This is a genomic window from Pseudomonas sp. lyk4-R2A-8 (genome assembly GCF_030209095.1).
GTDB classification, from domain to species: Bacteria; Pseudomonadota; Gammaproteobacteria; order Pseudomonadales; family Pseudomonadaceae; genus Aquipseudomonas; species Aquipseudomonas quebecensis.
Window position 1 is genome coordinate 308,229 of record NZ_JARVSS010000004.1, and the last position, 22,343, is coordinate 330,571.

At 62.4% G+C, this 22,343-nt stretch carries 23 protein-coding genes; 14 read left to right on the forward strand and 9 right to left on the reverse strand.

What is annotated here, in order from left to right; all coding sequences use genetic code 11:
* The first annotated feature begins 32 nt into the window (after positions 1-32).
* The 10 genes from QRN10_RS05790 to QRN10_RS05835 all read left to right on the forward strand — a co-directional run bounded on the left by QRN10_RS05790 (position 33) and on the right by QRN10_RS05835 (position 9,364).
* Positions 33-287, forward strand: a complete 255-nt coding sequence (locus QRN10_RS05790; RefSeq protein ID WP_181076063.1) for a type II toxin-antitoxin system Phd/YefM family antitoxin — start codon at positions 33-35, stop codon at positions 285-287.
* Entirely contained in the window at positions 287-697 is a 411-nt protein-coding gene (locus QRN10_RS05795) for a type II toxin-antitoxin system VapC family toxin (RefSeq protein WP_285427991.1), read from the forward strand. The genes QRN10_RS05790 and QRN10_RS05795 overlap by 1 nt, the downstream gene beginning before the upstream one ends.
* Positions 698-904: 207 nt before the next feature.
* Positions 905-2,320 carry a cytochrome c oxidase accessory protein CcoG gene (ccoG, locus tag QRN10_RS05800; RefSeq protein ID WP_285427992.1) on the forward strand — a complete coding sequence of 472 codons (1,416 nt, stop codon included), beginning with the start codon at positions 905-907 and terminating at the stop codon, positions 2,318-2,320.
* 30 nt (positions 2,321-2,350) lie between these two features.
* A complete protein-coding gene (locus QRN10_RS05805; protein ID WP_266246315.1) occupies positions 2,351-2,890 on the forward strand; it encodes a FixH family protein in 540 nt (179 codons plus the stop codon).
* Between the two features lie 128 nt (positions 2,891-3,018).
* On the forward strand, positions 3,019-5,469 hold the full coding sequence (locus tag QRN10_RS05810) for a heavy metal translocating P-type ATPase (protein WP_285427993.1): 2,451 nt from the start codon (positions 3,019-3,021) through the stop codon (positions 5,467-5,469).
* Between the two features lie 22 nt (positions 5,470-5,491).
* Positions 5,492-5,710: a cbb3-type cytochrome oxidase assembly protein CcoS gene (ccoS, locus tag QRN10_RS05815; protein WP_181076073.1), complete on the forward strand. Its 219-nt coding sequence runs from the start codon at positions 5,492-5,494 to the stop codon at positions 5,708-5,710.
* A complete protein-coding gene (locus QRN10_RS05820) occupies positions 5,703-6,386 on the forward strand; it encodes a sulfite exporter TauE/SafE family protein (protein ID WP_181076075.1) in 684 nt (227 codons plus the stop codon). The genes ccoS and QRN10_RS05820 overlap by 8 nt, the downstream gene beginning before the upstream one ends.
* A gap of 101 nt (positions 6,387-6,487) precedes the next feature.
* The gene (gene hemN / locus QRN10_RS05825; protein ID WP_181076077.1) at positions 6,488-7,870 is read left to right on the forward strand and encodes an oxygen-independent coproporphyrinogen III oxidase; all 1,383 of its coding nucleotides are present in this window, start codon (positions 6,488-6,490) and stop codon (positions 7,868-7,870) included.
* A gap of 129 nt (positions 7,871-7,999) precedes the next feature.
* Complete coding sequence (gene fnr / locus QRN10_RS05830) at positions 8,000-8,734, forward strand: fumarate/nitrate reduction transcriptional regulator Fnr (RefSeq protein ID WP_181076079.1); 735 nt, start codon at positions 8,000-8,002, stop codon at positions 8,732-8,734.
* An 81-nt stretch (positions 8,735-8,815) separates the two neighbouring features.
* On the forward strand, positions 8,816-9,364 hold the full coding sequence (locus tag QRN10_RS05835) for an adenine phosphoribosyltransferase (RefSeq protein WP_181076081.1): 549 nt from the start codon (positions 8,816-8,818) through the stop codon (positions 9,362-9,364).
* Positions 9,365-9,563: 199 nt separating this feature from the next.
* On the opposite strand, the gene recR is transcribed toward QRN10_RS05835, so the two are convergent.
* The 4 genes from recR to dnaX all read right to left on the reverse strand — a co-directional run bounded on the left by recR (position 9,564) and on the right by dnaX (position 13,828).
* A complete protein-coding gene (gene recR, locus QRN10_RS05840; protein WP_014719453.1) occupies positions 9,564-10,166 on the reverse strand; it encodes a recombination mediator RecR in 603 nt (200 codons plus the stop codon).
* A 66-nt stretch (positions 10,167-10,232) separates the two neighbouring features.
* The gene (gene curA / locus QRN10_RS05845; protein WP_181076083.1) at positions 10,233-11,267 is read right to left on the reverse strand and encodes an NADPH-dependent curcumin/dihydrocurcumin reductase; all 1,035 of its coding nucleotides are present in this window, start codon (positions 11,265-11,267) and stop codon (positions 10,233-10,235) included.
* 132 nt (positions 11,268-11,399) lie between these two features.
* Positions 11,400-11,738 carry a YbaB/EbfC family nucleoid-associated protein gene (locus QRN10_RS05850; RefSeq protein ID WP_017527493.1) on the reverse strand — a complete coding sequence of 113 codons (339 nt, stop codon included), beginning with the start codon at positions 11,736-11,738 and terminating at the stop codon, positions 11,400-11,402.
* A 44-nt stretch (positions 11,739-11,782) separates the two neighbouring features.
* The gene (gene dnaX, locus QRN10_RS05855; protein ID WP_181076085.1) at positions 11,783-13,828 is read right to left on the reverse strand and encodes a DNA polymerase III subunit gamma/tau; all 2,046 of its coding nucleotides are present in this window, start codon (positions 13,826-13,828) and stop codon (positions 11,783-11,785) included.
* Between the two features lie 133 nt (positions 13,829-13,961).
* Here dnaX and QRN10_RS05860 point away from each other — a divergent pair, with 133 nt between their 5' ends.
* Both QRN10_RS05860 and QRN10_RS05865 read left to right on the forward strand, forming a co-directional pair.
* Positions 13,962-14,723: a substrate-binding periplasmic protein gene (locus QRN10_RS05860; RefSeq protein WP_253508874.1), complete on the forward strand. Its 762-nt coding sequence runs from the start codon at positions 13,962-13,964 to the stop codon at positions 14,721-14,723.
* A 54-nt stretch (positions 14,724-14,777) separates the two neighbouring features.
* Positions 14,778-15,149 (forward strand): VOC family protein, encoded by a 372-nt coding sequence (locus tag QRN10_RS05865; protein ID WP_181076089.1) that lies wholly within the window; start codon positions 14,778-14,780, stop codon positions 15,147-15,149.
* Here QRN10_RS05865 and QRN10_RS05870 read toward each other — a convergent pair.
* Positions 15,123-16,022 carry a DMT family transporter gene (locus QRN10_RS05870; RefSeq protein ID WP_285427995.1) on the reverse strand — a complete coding sequence of 300 codons (900 nt, stop codon included), beginning with the start codon at positions 16,020-16,022 and terminating at the stop codon, positions 15,123-15,125. The genes QRN10_RS05865 and QRN10_RS05870 overlap by 27 nt on opposite strands.
* A 102-nt stretch (positions 16,023-16,124) precedes the next feature.
* Between QRN10_RS05870 and QRN10_RS05875 the strand changes: the two genes are divergently transcribed.
* Both QRN10_RS05875 and QRN10_RS05880 read left to right on the forward strand, forming a co-directional pair.
* A complete protein-coding gene (locus QRN10_RS05875; RefSeq protein WP_285427996.1) occupies positions 16,125-16,988 on the forward strand; it encodes a LysR family transcriptional regulator in 864 nt (287 codons plus the stop codon).
* A 75-nt stretch (positions 16,989-17,063) separates the two neighbouring features.
* Complete coding sequence (locus QRN10_RS05880) at positions 17,064-17,975, forward strand: DUF2167 domain-containing protein (protein ID WP_253508878.1); 912 nt, start codon at positions 17,064-17,066, stop codon at positions 17,973-17,975.
* A 58-nt stretch (positions 17,976-18,033) separates the two neighbouring features.
* On the opposite strand, the gene QRN10_RS05885 is transcribed toward QRN10_RS05880, so the two are convergent.
* The 4 genes from QRN10_RS05885 to QRN10_RS05900 all read right to left on the reverse strand — a co-directional run bounded on the left by QRN10_RS05885 (position 18,034) and on the right by QRN10_RS05900 (position 22,284).
* Positions 18,034-18,630, reverse strand: coding sequence for a hypothetical protein (locus QRN10_RS05885; protein ID WP_253508880.1), 597 nt, complete (start codon positions 18,628-18,630; stop codon positions 18,034-18,036).
* A gap of 1 nt (position 18,631) precedes the next feature.
* Complete coding sequence (locus QRN10_RS05890) at positions 18,632-19,678, reverse strand: N-acetylmuramidase family protein (RefSeq protein WP_285427997.1); 1,047 nt, start codon at positions 19,676-19,678, stop codon at positions 18,632-18,634.
* A 156-nt stretch (positions 19,679-19,834) separates the two neighbouring features.
* Entirely contained in the window at positions 19,835-21,796 is a 1,962-nt protein-coding gene (locus QRN10_RS05895; protein ID WP_285427998.1) for a hypothetical protein, read from the reverse strand.
* A 59-nt stretch (positions 21,797-21,855) separates the two neighbouring features.
* The gene (locus QRN10_RS05900; protein ID WP_181076102.1) at positions 21,856-22,284 is read right to left on the reverse strand and encodes a hypothetical protein; all 429 of its coding nucleotides are present in this window, start codon (positions 22,282-22,284) and stop codon (positions 21,856-21,858) included.
* Between the last annotated feature and the right edge of the window lie 59 nt (positions 22,285-22,343).

Genomic DNA, 22,343 nt, shown 5'->3' on the forward strand with positions numbered 1-22,343 from the left:
ACTACATTCACCCCGACAAGTGGGAGGCCCCCATGACCATCACGACCATTTCCAGCCGCGAATTCAACCAAGACACAAGTGGTGCCAAAAAAGCCACCCGCCAAGGGCCGGTTTTTATCACCGATCGCGGCAAGCCTGCCCATGTACTGCTAAGCATTGAGGACTATCAGAAACTGACAGGGCTCAATGCCGACATCGTTGACCTGTTGGTGATGCCGGAAGCGGCAGAGATCGACTTCGAAACCGAACGTGCCGTGATCACTCATCGACCCGTGGACCTCTCTTGATGTATCTAATCGACACCAACGTCATTTCTGAACTTCGTAAACCCCAGGCTGATGCAAACGTGGTCGCCTGGGCCAAAAGTGTCATTGCTCCGCGTCTGTTTATTTCGGCAATCACCTTGAAAGAATTGGAAACCGGGGTCTTGCGTATGGAGCGGCGAGACCCGGCTCAGGGGAAAGTGTTGCGAACCTGGCTCAAGCGTCATGTGATACCCGCTTTCGATGCCAGAATTCTGCCGGTGGATGCAGCCGTCGCGCTGCGTTGTGCGCACCTGCATGTGCCGGACCAAGCGAACGAAAGCGATGCATTGATTGCCGCGACCGCTCTGGTCCATGGGCTCACAGTTGTCACGCGCAACGTCAGCGATTTCAAATCCAGCGGCGTTCCACTGATCAATCCGTGGGACGAATGACCGCCTAACCGATAGGAACCGTCCATACTTCCCAAGTCAATTGATCCAGATCACGTACACCATCAATTGATTTCCCCCAACGCGACCAAAGGTCGCACCCTTGACGTACCATCGGGGGCGTATCATTACGCTACTGCAACACCCCTAATTTGACCGCGGTTGGCACGTACTGGCCGAGGCAAATCTCCACCGCCGTGGGATGCAATGATGAACGACCAAATACCGGTACATGACGTTACCCCGCCTGCCAGACATTCGAGCCAGACGGTCGATCTCTACGCCGCGCGCGAGAAAATCTACACCCGCGCCTTCACCGGCCTGTTCCGTAATCTGCGTATGCTCGGCGGTGCCGGACTGTTCCTGCTGTACTTCGGCACAGTGTGGCTGAACTGGGGCGGTCACCAGGCCGTATGGTGGAACCTGCCGGAACGTAAGTTCTTTATTTTTGGTGCCACGTTCTGGCCCCAGGATTTCATCCTGCTGTCGGGCATCCTGATCGTCGCCGCGTTCGGCCTGTTCTTTATCACCGTGTACGCCGGGCGTGTGTGGTGCGGCTATACCTGCCCGCAAAGCGTGTGGACGTGGATCTTCATGTGGTGCGAAAAAGTCACCGAAGGCGACCGCAACCAGCGCATCAAGCTCGACAAAGCGCCGATGAGCGCCAACAAATTCCTGCGCAAGTTCAGCAAGCACAGCCTGTGGCTGATCATCGGTTTCGTCACCGGCATGACCTTCGTGGGTTACTTCTCGCCGATCCGCGAATTGGTATTCGACTTCTTCACCGGCCAGGCTGATGGCTGGTCGTATTTCTGGGTGGGCTTCTTCACCCTGGCCACCTATGGCAATGCCGGCTGGCTGCGCGAGCAGGTGTGCATCTACATGTGCCCGTATGCGCGGTTCCAGAGCGTGATGTTCGACAAGGACACCCTGATCGTCTCCTACGACCCGCGCCGTGGCGAACTGCGTGGGCCGCGTAAAAAGGGTGCGGATTACAAGGCCCAGGGCCTGGGCGACTGCATCGACTGCACCATGTGCGTCCAGGTCTGCCCGACCGGCATCGACATCCGTGACGGGCTGCAGATCGAATGCATCGGCTGCGCGGCGTGCATCGACGCCTGCGACAACATCATGGACAAGATGGAATACCCGCGCGGCCTGATCAGCTACACCACCGAACATAACCTGTCCGGTCAGAAGACCCACAAGCTGCGCCCTCGCCTGATCGGCTACGCACTGGTATTGCTGGCGATGATCAGCCTGCTGGTCACAGCGTTCTTCATGCGCTCGCTGGTGGGCTTCGACGTCAGCAAGGACCGCGTACTGTTTCGCGAAAACGCCGAAGGTCGCATCGAAAACGTCTACAGCCTGAAAATCATGAACAAAGACCAGCGCGACCATACCTACGTGCTCGATGCCGACGGCCTGCCGGACCTCAAGCTGCAGGGCCGACGCGAAATCAAGGTGGCCGCCGGGGATATCGTGAGCATGCCGGTGGAACTGTCGAGTGCGCCGGAACAGGTGCCGTCGAGCACCAACGAGGTGACGTTCATCCTCAAGGATGCCGATGACCCGAGCATTCACGTCGAAGCCAAGAGCCGATTCATCGGCCCCCAGGTTCGTTAACCAATACGCCGTTAGACAGAGAGCAGAACAATGCCCGCAGCCACTGCCGCAAGCCCTTGGTACAAGCACCTCTGGCCCTGGATCATCATCGGGATCCTCGCCTGCTCGGTGACCTTGACCTTGTCCATGGTGACGATCGCGGTGAACAACCCGGACAACTTGGTCAACGACAACTATTACGAGGCCGGCAAAGGCATCAATCGTTCGCTGGACCGCGAACGGCTGGCCCAGACCCTGCAACTGCGCGCCACGCTGCACCTGGACGAACTGACCGGTGAGGTCGAGCTGAACCTCACCGGCTACAGCAACCCCAACACCCTGCAGTTGAGCCTGATTTCGCCGACCCAGCCGGAGAAAGACCGCAAGATCAACCTGACCCGCAGCGACAGCGAACCGGGCCGTTACCTGGGCCAGGTCACCGACAAGGTCGAAGGCCGCCGCTTCGTGGAATTACTCGGCACCGAGGGTGACCGGACCTGGCGCCTGTTTGAGGAGGAAGAGGTCAGCCACGACAAGGATTTGCTGTTGGGTGATGAGCCGTTGCAGGGCGCCGAAGACCTGAAGAAGTAACTTGATTGATCGTTCCCACGCTCCGTGTGGGAATGCAGCCCGTGACGCTCAGCGTCACAAAAGCGGACGCGGAGCGTCCAGCGAGGCGTTCCTACGCAAAGCGTGGGAACGATCTGCGGAACTAAGCCATGACCAGCCCAACCCCCTGCTACCACTGCGCCCTGCCCGTGCCGCCCGGCAGCCGGTTCACCGCCCGGATCCTCGGCGAGCGCCGCGAACTCTGCTGCCCCGGTTGCCAGGCGGTGGCCGAAGCGATTGTGGCCGGGGGCCTGGAAAGCTATTACCAGCATCGCAGCGAAGCCTCGGCCAACCCCGAAGCGCTGCCGGTGCAACTGATAGAGGAGTTGGCGCTGTATGACCGCGCCGACGTGCAAAAACCCTTTGTGCGCCATGACGGCGAACTGGCCGAAACCACCCTGCTGATGGAAGGCATCAGTTGCGCGGCCTGTGGCTGGCTGATCGAAAAGCATCTGCGCAGCCTGCCCGCCGTGGCCGAGGCGCGACTGAACTTGTCCAACCATCGTTTACAGGTCCGCTGGGCCGATGGGCAGCTGCCGTTGAGCCAGGTGCTCGGCGAACTGCGCCATATCGGCTACGCCGCCCATCCGTATCAAGCGGACCGCGCCGCCGAACAACTGGCCAGCGAAAACCGCCTGGCCCTGCGCCAACTGGGTGTAGCCGGGTTGCTGTGGTTCCAGGCGATGATGGCAACCATGGCCACTTGGCCGGAATTCAATATTGATCTAAGCCCGGAGCTGCATGTGATCCTGCGCTGGGTGGCGATGTTTCTGACAACCCCCATTGTGTTCTACAGCTGCGCGCCGTTCTTCAAGGGGGCACTGCGCGACCTGCGTACCCGCCACCTGACCATGGACGTGTCGGTGTCCCTGGCCATTGGCGGGGCCTATCTGGCCGGAATCTGGACCGCGATCACCGGTGTCGGCGAGCTCTATTTCGATGCGGTGGGCATGTTCGCGCTGTTCCTGCTGGCCGGGCGCTACCTGGAGCGGCGAGCCCGCGAACGCACGGCTGCGGCCACTGCACAGTTGGTCAATCTGCTGCCCGCCTCGTGCCTGCGCGTGCAAAGCGACGGCCAGAGCGAACGCATTCTGCTCAGCGAACTGGCCGTGGGCGATCGGGTCCACGTACACCCGGGCGCGGTGCTGCCGGCGGACGGGGTGATCCTCGACGGTCAGTCCAGCATCGACGAATCGCTGTTGACCGGCGAGTACTTGCCGCAGGCGCGCCAGGTCGGCGATAGCGTCACCGCCGGCACCCTCAATGTCGAAGGCGCGTTGACCGTTGAAGTACGCGCCCTGGGCCACGACACCCGACTGTCCGCCATCGTGCGCCTGCTGGAGCGGGCCCAGGCCGAGAAGCCGCGCCTGGCCCGGATCGCCGACCGTGCCGCGCAATGGTTCCTGCTGGGCTCGTTGATCGCCGCCGCGTTGATCGGCCTGCTGTGGTGGCAGCTGGATGCGTCGCGAGCCTTCTGGATCGTGCTGGCGATGCTGGTAGCGACTTGCCCGTGCGCGCTGTCCCTGGCCACCCCGACAGCCCTCACCGCCGCCACCGGCACCCTGCACAAACTCGGTCTGCTGCTGACCCGCGGCCATGTGCTGGAGGGCCTGAACCAGATCGATACGGTGATTTTCGACAAGACGGGCACCCTCACCGAGGGGCGCCTGGCGCTGCGCGCGATTCGTCCCTTGGGCACGCTGGACAGCGACGCCTGCCTGGGCCTGGCCGCCGCTCTGGAAAACCGTTCCGAACACCCGATCGCCCGTGCCTTCGGACGCGCGCCGCTGGCCGCCGACGAAGTGCTCAGCAGCCCCGGTCTCGGCCTGGAGGGGCGTGTGGGCGAACGCCTGCTGCGCATCGGCCAGCCGGGGTTCGTGTGCGAACTCAGCGGCTGCCCGCTGCCCGCCTCGCCGGACGCCGCCGGGCAATGGCTGTTGCTCGGCGACAGCCAAGGCCCCCTCGCCTGGTTCGTGCTCGACGACCGCCTGCGCAGCGATGCACCGGCCTTGCTGCAGGCTTGCCAGGCACGTGGCTGGCGCACTCTGCTGCTGTCGGGGGACAGCTCGCCGATGGTCGCCAGCGTCGCCCTTGAACTGGGTATCGACGAGGCCCACGGTGGCCTGCTTCCCGACGACAAGCTGCACGTACTGCAACGCCTGCATCAGGAAGGCCGCACCGTGCTGATGCTCGGCGATGGCGTCAACGATGTGCCGGTACTCGCCGCCGCCGATATCAGCGTGGCCATGGGCTCGGCCACCGACCTGGCCAAGACCAGCGCCGACGCGGTGCTGCTGTCCAACCGCCTGGACGCCTTGGTGCAGGCCTTCAGCCTGGCGCGGCGCACCCGACGGGTGATCATTGAAAACCTGGTATGGGCGGGTCTATACAATGGCCTTATGCTGCCGTTTGCCGCCTTGGGCTGGATCACGCCCATTTGGGCGGCAGTGGGCATGTCCCTCAGTTCGTTGACCGTGGTGCTCAACGCCCTGCGCCTGACTCGCGTGCCGAGCGCGCCGGCCGCAGGCGCCCCCCAAGTAACCCGCCCGCTGCCGGCATGAGCCGCGCGGGCATGGAGTGCAGATGCCAGCTTTATACGTGATGATTCCGGCGGCGCTGCTGTTAGTCGGCGTGGCCATTTACATCTTTTTCTGGGCCGTGGACAGCGGCCAGTACGACGACCTCGACGGCCCGGCTCACAGCGTGCTGTTCGACGACCAGGACCCCAACCACCTGGCCGCCATCGACGAAGCCAACGGCCCCGAGCAGGCGTCCAAGCCCCAGGACCCACCCCGTGTTTGAACTGGCGCCATTGCTGGTCTCCGCGCTGATCCTCGGCCTGCTCGGCGGCGGCCATTGCCTGGGCATGTGCGGCGGCCTGATGGGGGCGCTGACCCTGGCCATTCCCAAGCAACAGCGCAGCCGCCGCTTTCGTCTGCTGCTGGCGTACAACCTGGGGCGTGTGCTCAGTTACGCCTGCGCCGGGCTGTTGATCGGCATGGCCGGCTGGGCCGTAGCCAATAGCCCGGCGGCGATGATCTTACGAGTGCTGGCCGGTCTGCTGTTGATCGGCATGGGCCTGTACCTGGCCGGGTGGTGGAGCGGCCTGACCCGCATCGAACAGCTCGGTCGCGGCCTGTGGCGGCATATCCAGCCGGTTGCCAATCGGTTGCTGCCGGTGTCCAGCCTGCCTCGCGCGCTGCTGCTGGGCGCGCTGTGGGGCTGGTTGCCGTGCGGGTTGGTGTACAGCACTTTGCTGTGGGCGGCCAGCCAGGGTAATGCGCTGGACAGCGGCTTGCTGATGCTCGCGTTCGGCCTTGGCACCTGGCCGGTGTTGCTGGCCACCGGGCTGGCGGCGGAACGCGTCACCGCGCTCCTGCGCAAACGCAGCGTGCGCATGGCCGGCGGCATGCTGGTAATGCTCTTCGGCATCTGGACACTGCCCGGCCCCCATCAGCACTGGTTGATGGGCCACTAGACAACGTGTGGCATAGCGCCGCTCCCCGTTGATGCAAATCAAGGCGCCCTCCCCGGCCAGCCCCTAGACTCGGCCCACTAGCCTATCCGGGGGACGCCCGCATGCTCGACGCCATTCGTTGGGACACCGATCTGATTAACCGCTACGACCTGGCAGGGCCGCGCTACACGTCCTACCCAACCGCCGTGCAATTCGACAGCCAGGTCGGAACATTCGACCTGCTCCACGCCCTGCGTGACAGCCGCAAGGCCACGCGGCCACTGTCGCTGTACGTGCACGTGCCGTTCTGCGCGAACATTTGCTATTACTGCGCCTGCAACAAAGTCATCACCAAGGACCGTGGCCGCGCCCATGCCTACCTGCAGCGCCTGGAACAGGAGATTCAACTGGTGGCTTGCCACCTGGACCCCAGGCAGGCGGTGGAACAGTTGCACTTCGGCGGCGGCACCCCGACCTTCCTGAGTCACGACGAACTGCGCCAGGTGATGGCCTGCCTGCGCCAGCACTTCAACCTGCTGGACGATGACTCCGGCGACTATGGCATCGAGATCGACCCACGCGAAGCCGACTGGGCCACCATGGGCCTGCTGCGCGAACTGGGTTTCAACCGCGTGAGCATCGGCGTGCAGGACCTCGACCCCGAGGTTCAGCGCGCAGTGAACCGCCTGCAAAGCCTGGAAGAAACCCGCGCGGTGATCGACGCGGCGCGCACCCTGCAATTTCGCTCGATCAACATCGACCTGATCTACGGCCTGCCCAAACAGACGCCGATCAACTTCGCGCGTACCGTGGAGGAAGTCATCAAGCTGCAACCGGACCGTCTATCGGTGTTCAACTATGCGCACCTGCCGGAGCGTTTCATGCCCCAGCGGCGCATCAACGGCGACGACCTGCCCTCGCCGGCGCAAAAACTGCTGATGCTGCAGACCACCATCGAACAGCTGACCCAGGCCGGCTATCGTTACATCGGCATGGACCACTTCGCCCTGCCCGATGACGAGCTAGCCATCGCCCAGGAGGAAGGCCGGCTGCAGCGCAACTTCCAGGGCTATACCACACACGGTCATTGCGACCTGATCGGACTGGGCGTGTCGGCGATCAGCCAGATCGGCGACCTGTATTGCCAGAACGGCAGCGACCTCAACAGCTATCAGAACACCCTGGCCGGCGCGCAGTTGGCCACCAGTCGTGGCCTGGTGTGCACCACCGATGACCGCTTGCGGCGCGAAGTCATTCAGCAGTTGATCTGCAATTTCAGCCTGGCTTTCGAACCCGTCGAGCAGCGTTTCAACATCGATTTTCGCGGGTATTTCGCTGACCTCTGGCCTCAACTGGAGGCGATGGCCACGGATGGCCTGATCGTGCTCGACGAGCAGGGCATTCGCGTCCTTCCGGCCGGGCGGCTGCTGGTGCGCTCGGTATGCATGGTGTTCGATGCCTATCTGGAGCATCAGAACCGGCAGCGGTTTTCGCGGGTGATCTGAAAGCCGAGCGACGCCGGGACGCTGCGCAGGTTGCTATACCATTGCTGCTTTTTTGTACAGGCTGGCCTGACTGCACCACAGTGCGTTACCCTTACGCATTATGTGTGTTTTCCCACAAGGATTTAAGAAATGTCTGAGCCAGTCAAACTGCGCGCTCACAGCCAGGCCCATTGCAAGGATTGCAGCCTGGCGCCCCTCTGCCTGCCACTTTCGCTGAATCTGGAAGACATGGATGCGCTGGACGACATCGTTAAACGCGGTCGCCCGCTGAAAAAAGGCGAGTTTCTGTTTCGCCAGGGTGACAAGTTCGATTCCGTCTATGCAGTACGTTCCGGCGCGTTGAAGACTTTCAGCCTGAGCGATGGCGGCGAGGAACAGATCACCGGCTTCCATCTGCCCAGTGAACTGGTGGGGCTGTCGGGCATGGACACCGAGATTCATCCGGTGTCGGCCCAGGCGCTGGAGACCACCTCAGTATGCGAAATCCCCTTTGAGCGCCTGGATGAGCTGGCTCTGCAATTGCCGCAACTGCGTCGCCAGTTGATGCGCGTGATGAGCCGCGAGATCCGTGACGACCAACAAATGATGCTGCTGTTGTCGAAAAAAACCGCCGACGAGCGCATCGCTACGTTCCTGGTCAACCTGTCGGCCCGTTTCCGTGCCCGTGGGTTCTCGGCCAACCAGTTCCGCCTGAGCATGTCGCGTAACGAAATCGGCAACTACCTGGGCCTGGCGGTAGAAACCGTGTCCCGCGTATTCACCCGTTTCCAGCAGAACGAATTGCTCGCCGCCGAAGGCAAGGAAGTGCACATCCTCGACCCGATCCAGCTGTGCGCGCTGGCCGGAGGCTCCCTGGAAGGTTGATGCAGACACCTGCGGCCGCGCCAATCGGCGAGGCCGCAGGTATACTTCGAGTCCGTTTTCCGCACCCAGGACTCTTCGACGATGACCTTCGACTCGTTCGACATCAAATCCCTGATCCGCCCCGTCATCGACTTCCCCAAGCCTGGGGTGATCTTCCGTGACATCACGCCGCTGTTCCAATCGCCCAAGGCCCTGCGCCTGGTGGCTGACAGCTTTGCCCAGCGCTACGTAGAGGCCGACTTCACCCATATCGGCGCGATGGACGCCCGTGGCTTTCTGATCGGTTCGATCATTGCCTACCAGTTGAACAAGCCGCTGATCCTGTTCCGCAAACAAGGCAAGCTGCCGGCCGACGTGCTGGCCGAGGGTTACCAGACCGAATACGGCGAAGCCTTCCTGGAAGTGCACGCCGACAGCCTGTGCGAAGGCGACTCGGTGCTGATATTCGATGATCTGATCGCCACCGGCGGTACCTTGATCGCAGCGGCGAACCTGGTACGGCGCATGGGAGCCAAGGTCTTCGAAGCGGCGGCGATTATTGATTTGCCGGAGCTGGGCGGCTCGCAACGCTTGGAAGATATGGGGATTCCGGTTTTTTGCCTGACGCAGTTTGCGTTGACTGATCGTTAACGGTTGCCCGGACTGACGCCATCGGGGGCAAGCCCCCTCCCACCTTTGACAGTCATTGCCTGGGCTGGATCATACGGCGCAGCACCGCGTAGTTTGCGGCATTGCCAATCCATACTGTTCCCCCAGTACTAACTGAAAGAACCGTCTCAAAATGTGGGAGGGGACTTGCCCCCGATAGCAGTGGGTCCTGCGGTGGTCTTTAGAGAGCGATCGGCTTGCGACCAGCGAACGAATGCGCCAGGGTGCCGCCGTCCACCAGTTCCAGCTCGCCACCCAACGGCACGCCGTGGGCGATACGCGAGGTGATCAGGCCTTTGTTGGTCAGCAGTTGCGCGATGTAATGCGCGGTCGCTTCGCCTTCCACCGTGGGGTTAGTGGCGAGGATGACTTCGGTAAAGGTGCCTTGTTCCTCGATGCGCGCCACCAGTTGCGGGATGCCGATGGCTTCCGGCCCCAGGCCGTCAAGCGGCGAAAGGTGGCCCTTGAGCACGAAGTAGCGTCCGCGATAGCCGGTCTGCTCCACCGCGTATACATCCATCGGCCCTTCCACCACGCACAGCAAGGTGTCGTCGCGGCGCGGGTCGGCGCATTGCGGGCAGAGTTCTTCTTCGGTGAGGGTGCGGCATTGGCGACAATGGCCAACGCCCTCCATGGCCTGGCTCAGGGCCTGGGCCAGGCGAGTGCCGCCGCTGCGATCACGCTCCAGCAGTTGCAGCGCCATGCGCTGGGCGGTTTTCTGGCCGACGCCCGGCAACGTGCGCAGGGCGTCGATCAGTTGACGAATCAGGGGGCTGAAGCTCATGGGGCATGGGTCCGACAAAACGACGAGACGCGGTTTATACCCGCGCCCCGGATTAGCGTCAAATGATCAATCCTGCGCGACGCGCACCACCAGCTTGCCGAAGTTACGCCCTTCGAGCAGGCCGATAAAAGCTTCAGGCGCCTGTTCCAGGCCGTCGACCACGTCTTCGCGGAACTTGATCTTACCGTCGCGCACCCACGGCGCCATGGCGCTGAGGAATTCGGGCTGGCGGTCGCCGTAGTCGTCGAACACGATAAAGCCCTGGATACGCACGCGCTTGGTCAGCAATGTGCGTTGCAGGGCCGGCAAGCGGTCGGGGCCGCTGGGCGCTTCATGGGCGTTGTAACCGGCGATCAAGCCGCACAACGGCACCCGCGCCTTGGGGTTGAGCAGCGGCATCACTGCATCGAACACCTTGCCGCCGACGTTTTCGAAATAGATATCTACGCCATTGAAGCAGGCCTGAGCCAGCTCATCGGCGAAGTCCTCGCTTTTATGGTCGATACAGGCATCGAAGCCCAACTCATCCACCACATAGCGGCACTTTTGCGCGCCGCCGGCGACGCCGACCACACGCAAGCCCTTGAGCTTGGCCACCTGCCCCACCACCGAGCCCACCGCACCGGACGCTGCAGCCACCACCAGGGTTTCGCCGGCCTTTGGCTGGCCGATGTCCATCAAGCCCATATAGGCGGTCATGCCAGGCATGCCCAATACACCCAGGGCCATGGACGGGCTGGCGAGGCCATTAGGCACCGGTATCAGGTTGCTGCCATCGGAAATGCTGTGACTCTGCCAGCCAGTGGCACCGACCACCAGATCACCCACTTCAAATTTCGGATGACGCGACTGTTCGATACGGCTTACAGCGCCACCCGTCATTACCTCGTTTATTTCAACCGGTGCCGCGTAGGACGGTGCGTCACTCATCCGCCCGCGCATATAAGGATCGAGGGACAGGTAAAGCGTCTTAAGCAGCACCTGGCCGTCCGCCAGCTCCGGCAGGGTCACACGTTCCAGGCGGAAATTCTCCGGTGTCGGTGCGCCTTTGGGGCGCGAGACCAGAACAATTCGCTGGTTGAGTGTCGGTTCTTGAGGCATCAGAGGGCTCCTTATCGAATTCGTCGGTATAGGGTGCAGACCATCGATGCCGGGCCGGGGTTCGATCGGATCGGCATAAACAAAAATGCCAGGCGCGATGCCTGGCATTTGAGTCTAGCCAATGCCTGTGGATCAGAACGGCAGCTTCATGCCCGGCGGCAGTTGCATGCCGGCGGTCACACCGGACATTTTGTCCTGGCTGTTGGCTTCGATCTTGCGCACGGCGTCGTTCACGGCAGCCGCGAACAGATCTTCCAGCACCTCACGGTCATCATCGCTGACGCCTTCGAGCAGGCTCGGGTCAATGCTCACGCGCTTGATGTCATGGCGACCCGTCATCACCACGCTGACCATATCGCCACCGGCTTTACCGGTGACTTCGGCGTTGGCCAGTTCTTCCTGCATCTTGGCCATTTTTTCCTGCATCTGCTGCGCCTGCTTCATCAGGCCGGCCATGCCACCTTTCATCATGGGAATCACCTCAAAAGTACGTGGATCAAGTTAGTAGCCCGGTGTCATGACGCCTGAGGCACCGGGGCTTCGACAGGTTCAATAGTATCGTGGCGGACCACTGCGCCGAACTGTTGCATCATTTGCTGGATGAGCGGATCGGTGTGGATCGCTTCCTCGGCTTCCCGCTGGCGGTTCAGACGTCGGCGGGTCGCGGCCTGGGCCGGGGTTTCCTGCTCAGGCTTGATCAATTCGATGCTGATCGTCAACGGGCGACCGTGGTACTGGTTCAACGCGTCGTTCAGGCGACGCTGCTGGGTCGCGTTGAACAGGGCGCTGTGGGCCGGGTCCAGGTGCAGCGACCAGTGGTCGCCCTCGATGGCGACCAGCGTGCAGTTGGCGGCGATGCTGCCGGTCATGCCGGAAATCGGCAATTTCGGGAACAGTTCCAGCCACTGCAGGGCCAGGCCGGTGGCCGGCGCCGCGGCGGGTTCCGGCTCGGGCTCCGGGGCCGGTTCGGCGGCGTGTTCGCTGGCCAACTCGTCCAGGTAGCTGTAGGCCGAATCCATGTCCGGTTCGATGTAATCTTCATCCAGCGGCGGCTCATCGTCGAGATCGATGCCCGGCGTGGCCGCTTCGACCTGTGCCACCGTTGGCTCGGGCACCGGCGCGCTGACCCACTCCGGCGCATCCGGCACTGCGCTGTCAGGCGTCGGCGTGGGCATCGGGGTCAGCTCGGGCTGCTCACCGAGGGTTTCCAGCACCGGCTCGACGGCGGGCTGCAGTTCGGGCTCGGGCTCGGCGTCCGCCGGCGCGTTCCACGGCAGGTCGACCTCCGCCACAGGCTCAGGGGGTTCAACCGCCACCGGTTCCACCACCGGCGCCGGCGCCGCTGGAGGCTCTACAAGCGCCGGCGCGGCAACGACTGGCGCGACCACGGCGACGCCAGCCACGGATTTGGCGGAATCAACTGTGGCCTGGCTGATTCCCACTGGCTTTAGCGGCTGTCTCGGTGCGTCCGCCGTATCGGCGGGCCGGAACGCCAGCATGCGCAACAGCACCATCTCAAACCCGCCGCGCGGGTCCGGCGCCAGGGGCAGGTCGCGACGGCCGATCAGGCCCATCTGGTAATAGAACTGCACGTCTTCGGCCGGCAATGCCTGGGCCAGCGCCAGCACGCGGTCGCGGTCGCCATGGCCGTTGTCGACCCCCTCGGGCAGCGCCTGGGCGATAGCCACGCGGTGCAGCACATTGAGAATTTCCGAGAGCACGCCGTTCCAGTCCGGGCCTTGCTCCGACAAATGGCGCACGGCTTCCAGCAATGCCTTGGCGTCACCATCGATCAACGCGTGCAGCACGTCGAAGACCTGGCCGTGATCCAGCGTGCCGAGCATGGCACGCACATCGGCGGCCATGACCTTGCCTTCACCGAAGGCGATGGCCTGGTCGGTAAGGCTCATGGCATCACGCATCGAGCCATCGGCCGCGCGGCCCAGCAGCCACAGCGCGTCGTCTTCGAACGGTACGTTCTCGACGCCCAGCACATGGGTCAAATGCTCGACCACGCGCTCGGGGGTCATGTTCTTCAGGGAGAACTGCAGGCAACGCGACAGAATAGTTGCGGGAAGTTTCTGCGGGTCGGTGGTCGCCAGGATGAATTTGACGTAGGGCGGCGGCTCTTCCAGGGTTTTCAACAAGGCGTTGAAGGAATGGCTGGAGAGCATGTGCACTTCGTCGATCAGGTAGACCTTGAAGCGGCCTCGGCTCGGCGCGTACTGCACGTTGTCCAGCAGCTCGCGGGTGTCTTCGACCTTGGTGCGGCTGGCGGCGTCGATCTCGATCAGGTCGACGAAACGTCCTTCGTCGATTTCCCGGCACACCGAACAGGTGCCGCAGGGCGTCGAGGTGATACCGGTCTCGCAGTTCAGGCACTTGGCGATGATCCGCGCAATGGTGGTCTTGCCGACCCCGCGGGTACCGGTGAACAGGTAGGCGTGGTGCAGCCGCTGGCTGTCCAAGGCATTGATCAGAGCCTTGAGCACATGGGTCTGGCCGACCATTTCGCGGAACGAGCGCGGGCGCCATTTACGTGCAAGAACCTGATAACTCATCGAAAACCGTCGCAACTGGGAAGCGGAAGCCGGTAATGCTAGCGGAGCAAGGGGGAAATTGCATCCGGCACGCTCGTCTAATCTGACTAAGCTCTGCTCACTGGCCCCCAATCGGCCTGAACCCGGAGAGTGTATGCGCGTAGTCCTGGGCGCTTTATGGATGATTACCACGGCCAGCCTGGCGGCGCCCGCCCCGCTGCGCTTTTCGGTTTCCGACAGCTGGGCGATGCCCATGGTGCAGCTGGAAAACGGCCAGCCTACCCAAGGGATTATGTATGACGTGATGGCGAGCCTGGCCAATCAGCTCGGCCAACCGGCCCGGTTCCAGGTGCTGGCACGCGCGCGCATCGCCACCGCCATGCTCCATGGCGATATTGATGTGCGCTGTTATGTCACCCAGGCCTGGCTGGATGACCTGCCGGGAGACTACGCCTGGAGCGTGCCGCTGATGATGCAGCGCAGTGTCCTGGTCAGTACGAGCGAGCAGCCGGTCACGCTGGCCGAGCTGGCGCCACAAGCCATCGGCACCGTGCTCAATTACCGCTACACCGGCCTGGCGGCACTGTTCGCCAGCGGCCGGCTGACCCGCGACGAGGCGCGCAGCGAGGAGCAGGTATTGCACAAACTCCTGGCCGGGCGCTTTCAGTATGCGGTGATCAACGAGTGGACGGTGGACCGCTTCAATCAGACCCTGACGCCTGAGCACCGTCTGCACAAGGTCGCGGTGGTCGATGAGCTGAGTCTTGGCTGCATCGTGCGCAACGATCCGAAACTGCCGGTACAGCAGATCCTGCGTACATTGCTGCGTATGAAAGTGTCGGGAGAGATCGACGAAATCATCCAGCTGTATACCGGCCAGGTTCCAACGCAAGCGCACGCTCCTGACAAGAACTGACAGTGCGACCTTTTAGACTGGACCCATTCAATCGCCTGCCCTCAAGGAACCTGCATGTCTACCGTCGCTCATTATTTCCTGCTGTATGTCGACAGTCCGGCCACCAGCGCCAATTTCTACAGCCGGCTGCTCGACAAGCCACCCGTGGAACTGAACCCGACCTTTGCCCTGTTCATACTCGATAACGGCGTCAAGCTGGGGCTGTGGTCGCGGCACACAGTGGAACCGGCCGCCACGCTGACGGGCGGCGGCGCTGAAGTGGGGCTATCACTGGCGGACAAAACCGCCGTGGACACCTTGCACGCGCAGTGGTCCGCACGTGGCGCCACGATCATCCAGTCACCGACGGCCGCGGACTTCGGCTACACCTTCGTCGCCCAGGACCTGGACGGCCACCGGTTACGCGCGTTTTGCCTGCACGACTAAGCGCCAGCGCCCCTCCAGACTGATGGCCGCCACGCTGGCCAGCACGATCAGCGCGCCGAGCACCACCCACGGCGTCACCTGCTCACCCAGCAGAGTGGCGGCCATCAGCATCGCCACTGGCGGAATCAGGTACATCGCCACCGCCGCGCGGCTGACCTCCACATGTTTCAACACATAGCCCCACGCCAGATAGGCCAGAGCGCTGGGGAAAATGCCCAGCACCAGCACCGCCAGGTTCTCTGCAACCGGTGCCCGCAGTACCGCCGCGGGCAGGTCCGGCAGGTTCACGCAGAGCATCAGGGTGCCCGCCCACACCATGTAGCACGCCATGGTCAGCGGGCTGTATCGATGGGCGTAGTGTTTCTGAAGGGCGAAATACACACTCCAGGACAGCGCCGCCAGCAGGATCAGCACGCCGCGTGGGTCGATCTCGCCGATGCCCCGATCACCGCAGATCACCACCCCTACCCCGACCAGCCCCAATGACACACACACCCAACGCCACACACTCACCCGCTCCTTCAAAACCAAAAACGCGATCAGCACACTGAACAGCGGTGCCGACTGCGCCAATACGCTGGAAGCCGCCGCCGTGACCCATTGCTGTCCATAGTTGAGGGCTGTGTGGTGCAGGAACACGCCGAAGAACCCCAGCACCAGCAACCAGGGCACGTCCCGCCAGCGCGGTCGGCCGATGCCCAGTACCAGCGCCACCCCGGCCATAAACAGCGACGCGATCAAAAAGCGCAACAACGCCAGCTGGCCGGGGCTGTAGCTGTGCAGACCCAGATGCACGCCAATCGGCGAATAGGCCCAGCAGAGGATCACGCTGGCGGTGACTAGCGTAAGCTTCAGGCGTGACGGGGTGTTCATCGAGAATGTCCAGAAACCGCGAAAGAAGGCTGTCAGTCTTGGCTGGGTCGCGGCGCAGGACAATTAAGCGTTTCTGACTTCTGAAATCACGGGAATTGAGCAATGGAACTGGCCCAACTGAAAATGGTGCGCGCCGTGGCGCAGACGGGCAGCGTGGCCCAGGCAGCCGTGCAACTGCATTGCGTGCCGTCCAACATCACCACGCGCATCAAGCAGCTGGAGAGCGAACTGGGCACGCCGTTATTTATCCGCGCCGGACGCGGGCTGGCGATCAGCGCGGCGGGTGAGATTTTTCTCGACTATTGCGAGCGCATCCTGGCTCTGGTGGATGAGTCCAAACGGGCAGTGGATGCCACTGCCATCCCCCGTGGCACCTTACGCATCGGCGCGGTGGAATCCAGCGCCAGCGGCCGTCTTCCGCCATTGCTGGCGGAGTATCACCGGCGTTACCCGCAGGTCAGCCTGGAACTGGTGACCGGCGCCTGGAGCCAATTACTCGACGACCTGCAACACCATCGCCTGGATGTGGCCCTGGTAGCTGCAGGCAGCCCGCGCGCCAAGCTCGAACACAGCGTGGTCTACCGCGAACGCCTGGTACTGGTCGCCAGCGCATGCAGCGCGCCGATCCAAGGCGCGCAGGACCTGGCGGGCCGCACCCTGCTGGTGTGGCCAACCGGTTGCCCCTATCGCGCGGCGCTGGAGAACTGGCTCAAACCCCATAACGTCACACCTAGCACGGCCAGCTACGCCAGTTGGGGCACGATTATCGGGTGCGTGAGCGCCGGCATCGGCGTGGCGTTGGCGCCGGAAGGCATTCTGGCTCGCTACGAGCAGGCCAGCCAGTTGACGTCCTACCGGTTCGCGGAGCTGCAGGCGGTGGACAATCTGCTGTTCTGGCACAAAGACACCCAGCGACATCTGGCGCGCGATGCCTTTGCCGCGCTGCTGCACGAGACGTTCGGTTGAGACTTATTTGAATGCCCCATAGCAGGTTTTTCAGTTATCCTTTCGCGAAATTAATTCAAATTGTAAGGGACTACCGTGAATTACCTCCGCTTATTACTCGCGGCGGCCGCTCTGAGCCTGCCCGCCCTCCCCGCCTTCGCCGCCGCCACGCCTGCTCCGGTCGAAGCCAGTGCCGCCGCCGAGCCGGCTGAAACCGCCGAACATTTCCTGGCCTCGCTCAAGAAAAAAACCGGTACGGTCACCCTGCCCAGCGGTATCGCCACCCTGAAACTCAACGACGAGTTCTACTACCTCGACCCGGCCGACACCGAGCGCCTGCTGACCGATGGCTGGGGCAACCCGCCGGGCTTCAAGACCCTGGGCATGATTGTGCCCAAAGCCGTCAGCCCGCTGTCCGAGCGCGGCTGGGGTGTGATCGTCAGCTACAAGGCCGATGGGCATATTTCCGACGAGGATGCGGCAAAAATCGACTACGCCGATCTGCTCAAACAGATGCAGGAAGAAGACGAAGCCGAGAACCAGGAGCGCCAGAAACAAGGCTACGCCGGCCTGCACCTGCTGGGCTGGGCCGAGCCGCCGCATTACGACGACACCACCCACAAAATGTACTGGGCCCGCGAACTGAAAGCCGACGACGCCGATCAGAACACCCTCAACTACAGCATCCGCGTGCTGGGCCGTGAAGGCGTGCTGGAGCTCAACGCCGTCGCCGCCATGGCCGACCTGCCTACCATCAAGCAAGAGTTGCCCAAGGTGCTGGCCTTTACCAACTTCACCGATGGCAACCTGTACACCGACTTCAACCCCACCACCGACAAAATGGCCACCTATGGCCTGGCGGCGCTGGTAGCCGGCGGAATCGCCGCGAAGGCCGGGCTGTTCGCCAAGATCGGCATTTTCCTGCTGGCGGCGAAGAAGTTTCTGGTGATCGGCGTGGTGGCACTGCTCGCCGGTATCCGTAAGCTGTTCAGCCGCAACAAGGGCTGAAACCCGCACACAAAAACGCCGCCGCGTGCCCTGGCACACGGCGGCGTTTTTTTACGGCTCAGTTTTGCGCGGTGGGCGCCGCCAGACGGCTGTACTGGTCCTGACTGATCCAGCCGATGGACGAACGGCCCTCGGCGTTGACGAACTCGACCTGCGCCCAGCCGTCCTTGTACGCCAGCACACCGACCACGTCACGCTTGACGATGTACGGGCGCTTGGCGACCTTGGCACCGGGGGTTTTCTGCAGGTAAGCCTTATCGGCGGACACCGTGACCAGGCCGATCCAGTTTTTGCTGGCGGTCTGGCTCAGGTCCAGGCCGGTGGCGATTTCCGGCATCAGCACGTTCAGGCAGCCGGGATGCTGGCGGCCCTGTTCCACGGTCAGGGTCACGCCATCGGCGGACGGTGCCACGCTGCCCGGATAAGCCTCCTGGCCCCAGGTCGTCAGCGCACCGGGCTTGCCCTGCAGGTAAAACGTGCAGCCCCGGGTGACGCCCTCGCCCATTTCTTCGGCGTAGTAACCTTCGACCTGCTGCTGCGGCGTAACCGCCAGCATCAGGCCCTCGTACTTGCCCGAATGCAAAGCGCTGCTGGCGGCCAATGCCGGCATTGCACAGCACAACGACAACACACCCATCGTCAGAAAACGCGTCATCCTATTTTTTCCCTTCAAGTTTTTCGTAGGCTTTCTTCATCAGGACATCGTAGTTGCCGTAGTCCTCGCCATTGTAGTTGCGCGCCATGCCGGTGAAATCCTTGGCCTTCATGGCTTTCATCAAGGCCGGGCTCTTGCTGCAGAAACCCAGGAAGGCTTTGAGTTGGTTGCCGGCATTCACTTTCAAGGCTGCCGCAAATTCAAACACCGTCTTGTAACCGCACGACGAAAAGTTGAACCCCATGATCTGGAACATGCCCCACGACGCCGACATCAAGGCCGCTTCCTGGTCCAGGGCAAACGCGGTGGCCATGGTTTCCCAGGCCTTGATCTGGTCCTTGTTATTGACCTGCCACTGCGGCCCGGCCTTTTTCACGTAGGGGTAAGACAGCAGCGGGTGCGCCTGGTCGTAGATGCCCTTGGTGTATTTGCGAAACAAGTGCCCTTCGAAGGCGATCACCGGCAACTTGGCCGGCCCGAACCCTGAACGCCCGCCCGATTCCACGGTGGCGAAGGCCTTGATGATGTTCACCGAAATGCCATTGCCCAACTGGGTGGCGGCGTTCTGGAAGTCTGTATCGGAGAGGGTCATGCCGCCGTCGCAGGTGGGCTGCAACATCAGTTGGCGGTTGCGCCGCTCTGCCTCGATCATCGCGCGCATGCGGTCCAGGTACACATTGACCGTGGCGTGCACCGCGTCGCCCTGGTTATTGCCGAAGCCGTTGAGGAACGTTGGGATACGCAGGGTCGGCGAGGCCTTCACCGGCACCTTTACCGCTTCTTCGATCAGGCTGTTGAACGTGCGGCCGGTGGGGTCGATCACGCCGTCGGGGTGAGCATATTTGAGGTGACGGAACTGGTACTGGCTGATGCACTGCACCAACTGGCCGTCGCACTTGCCGTTTTCGGCCAGTGGAGCGCCCATCTTCGGAATGATCAGATTGAAGAGATACTGGATGCACTGCACATCGGCGGGCAAATTGCGGGCTTTACCGGGAGCACCCACCGAAGCGCTGATCAGACGGGGCAACCCTTGCAGGCTTTTCATCGGAGACATCCTTGTTGGTTAAAGAAGTGATGCCACTTCAATATCAATGCGTTGCCGTTGTCATATTCTGAAACATGCGGCTGGCGGAAACTAGCAAGGCGATTTTGGGTTGTCCAGAGGGGCGCTTGAAAGTTGTGAAACAACCGAACCAATTTTCTAATAACCATGAGTTTCACGGGTCTTCTGATACTTGTGGTAATCGATCCACTCGACCACATCGTAAGGCAGGTACAGCTGCCGCCTGGCTCTTGAAATCGCGATATACACCTCGCACAGTCGCTGGTCGAACGCATAGGCATCCTTGAATTTCACATTGGTCAGCAGTGCCGGGGTGAGCAGCACGCTGTCAAACTCCATGCCGCCGGCCTCCTGTGCAAGCATCAGCCGGCAGCACTTGTCAGGCTGGCCGCTCAACCGGTTCAGACGGGTCACATCGGCCACATTGAAGCCTTTCTCCAGCTCGTCCTCGACCCACAGGAACGCTTCGTCGAACTGGCCGGCCTCGCGCACCTGCTGCCAGTCGGCCAGGTCGCTGAAATAGGCGTGAGGGCCTTTGTCGGTGTGTTCGGTGCTGTAAAACTGCGGTTTGAACAGGGCAATGGCGCTGATCATGAAACGTTCCAGATCGCGCTGCGCTGCGCTGTCGAACACGCCGAACGGGCAATTGGCCTGCTGCAACTGGATTGCCCACTTCATGGTGTCCCAGTGGGACGCGGTCAACACGACGCAGCCTTCGGGCGGCACGAAACCCTGAGGGTAATGCTCGATGCCGACATCGGCGTCCCGCGCGCCTTCGAACGGAACCTTGCTCTTCTGCGAGTGCACGCTGATCAACGGGTTGACCAGGCGTTCGACATTGCGACCGGAACGCACCGAGTAGCTGATATCGGTGTGCCGGACTTCGCGTTTGCGCCGCACCATCACGCCTGTGGCCAGCTGGTATTCGTCGCCCAAGGTAATCAACACCTGACGGCCGCGCTCAATGATCTGCAGCAACGAGGCCGGGATGTCCTGGCTTTCATCGATCAACACATGGGTAAAGCGCGGTGGCACCTCGCAGCCCGCCAGGCTGGCGCGCTTGATCAACCACAGGGTGGCAAACTCGGTCTGGCTGACCCACTGCGGGTTGCGCTCCAGGTACGTCCAAACGCGGCTTGCGTATTCCAGCAAGACTTGGGCATCCAGGCTGCTCAAGGCGTGCTTGAAGTGGGGCAAGTGCCGGGCCGAGAGGCTGTGATGGCTGGAGGTGCAGTAGTTCTCAAGCACCTTGAGGCACACATTCAGCGTCGCTTGGCCATCGTGGCCGCGCCACCCCAGGATATCCAGGGCTTGGGACACCGCCTGTTTGCCGGGCAATCGGGCCGGCGTTTTGTCCGCGCCGGGGCGCCCCGCCTGCAACAGGGCCTTGGCAAAGGCGGCGAAGGTCGAACCGGCCTTGCCGTCCCGCGCCAGCCCCATGCGCTCGCGAAGCGTGGCGAGTTTGGCCCCGGTGCGCGCCAGGACCAGAGTTTTTTCCGGGCGCAGGCATTCCAGCAACGCGCCCAGCAGATGGCTCTTGCCGATACCGGCGTAACCCTGCACATGCAGGTCTTCATTGAGATTCGCGCGAAAGGTGCGCACCAGCTTGTCCTGGGCCGGGCTGAGCCAACGCTCACGGTGCCGGGGGGTGATCATCTGCTGGCTGAAGGGGTCGTTGCTGCGCCGCTGTCGGACTTTGAAGGTCACATCCCACTGGCCGTCGGGCAACAGGTAATCGCGCGCCGCGACTTCTTCGGGCAATAGCAGGCGCAGGTTGAGGTTTTTGAGCGCATTGATGCCGAAGTACAACTTGCGCGGGTCAAACAGGCGCCGCGCTTCGGACAGCAATGCCGGCGTGCCGGACGTCGGCGCGTTCACCACCCACCCCATCAACTTGACGAGCACACGCTCGGCGGCCGCGCCGTTGAGGTCGGCTTGCGCGGCCTGCGCCAGATTCTGAATGACCAGTATCGCGGCCAGCTCCGGGTCCGTCAGGCTGTCCAGGTGCGCGGCACCGTCGGCACCGAGCAAGGCGCTGCAGGTTTCGTCGGTGACCGGCAGGAAGACGGGGCTGGATAAGTCGAAGTGTTCCGGTTGCATACATCCTCGCGGCCAGGGGCCGAATGAGGTCAATCAAATGGATTCAGCGGTCAAGCTTGTCAGGCATCCTGACCGACGCCCACCTCGAATTGATAACCGCCCAGAGAGCCCGTCATGCCGCCGGGGTAACGCCGTGGTTCGGTGGACGCCGAAGCGCCGGCCACTTCAATCTGCCGTTGCAGTTCGTGAACGGCCATATCGAGCAAACGCTGCAGATCTTCGGCGCTGTGGGCAGACACGTTCAAGTGCAATTGATAGGTAGCGGTGACCGATGGAGGCTGATCGATGCTGGGCTCAGGGCTTGGCTCGGCGGTGCGGATAAACTGCGCAGCGCTCATGATTTGAGCGTGCTCCTCGTCCATCAGGTCCAACACTTTCGACAACGCCAGCGTTTGCTCCGGATGGGCCTGGATACGGTCCTTGATCTCCAGGCGCCGCATCTGCCATTCCCGCAGTTTTTCTCGAGTGAGGTCGTCAACTTTTTCCACTTACGCTGCCTCCGAATGCCAGGCAGTGAAGTATGCCACCGATCAAACGACGGGCTGAC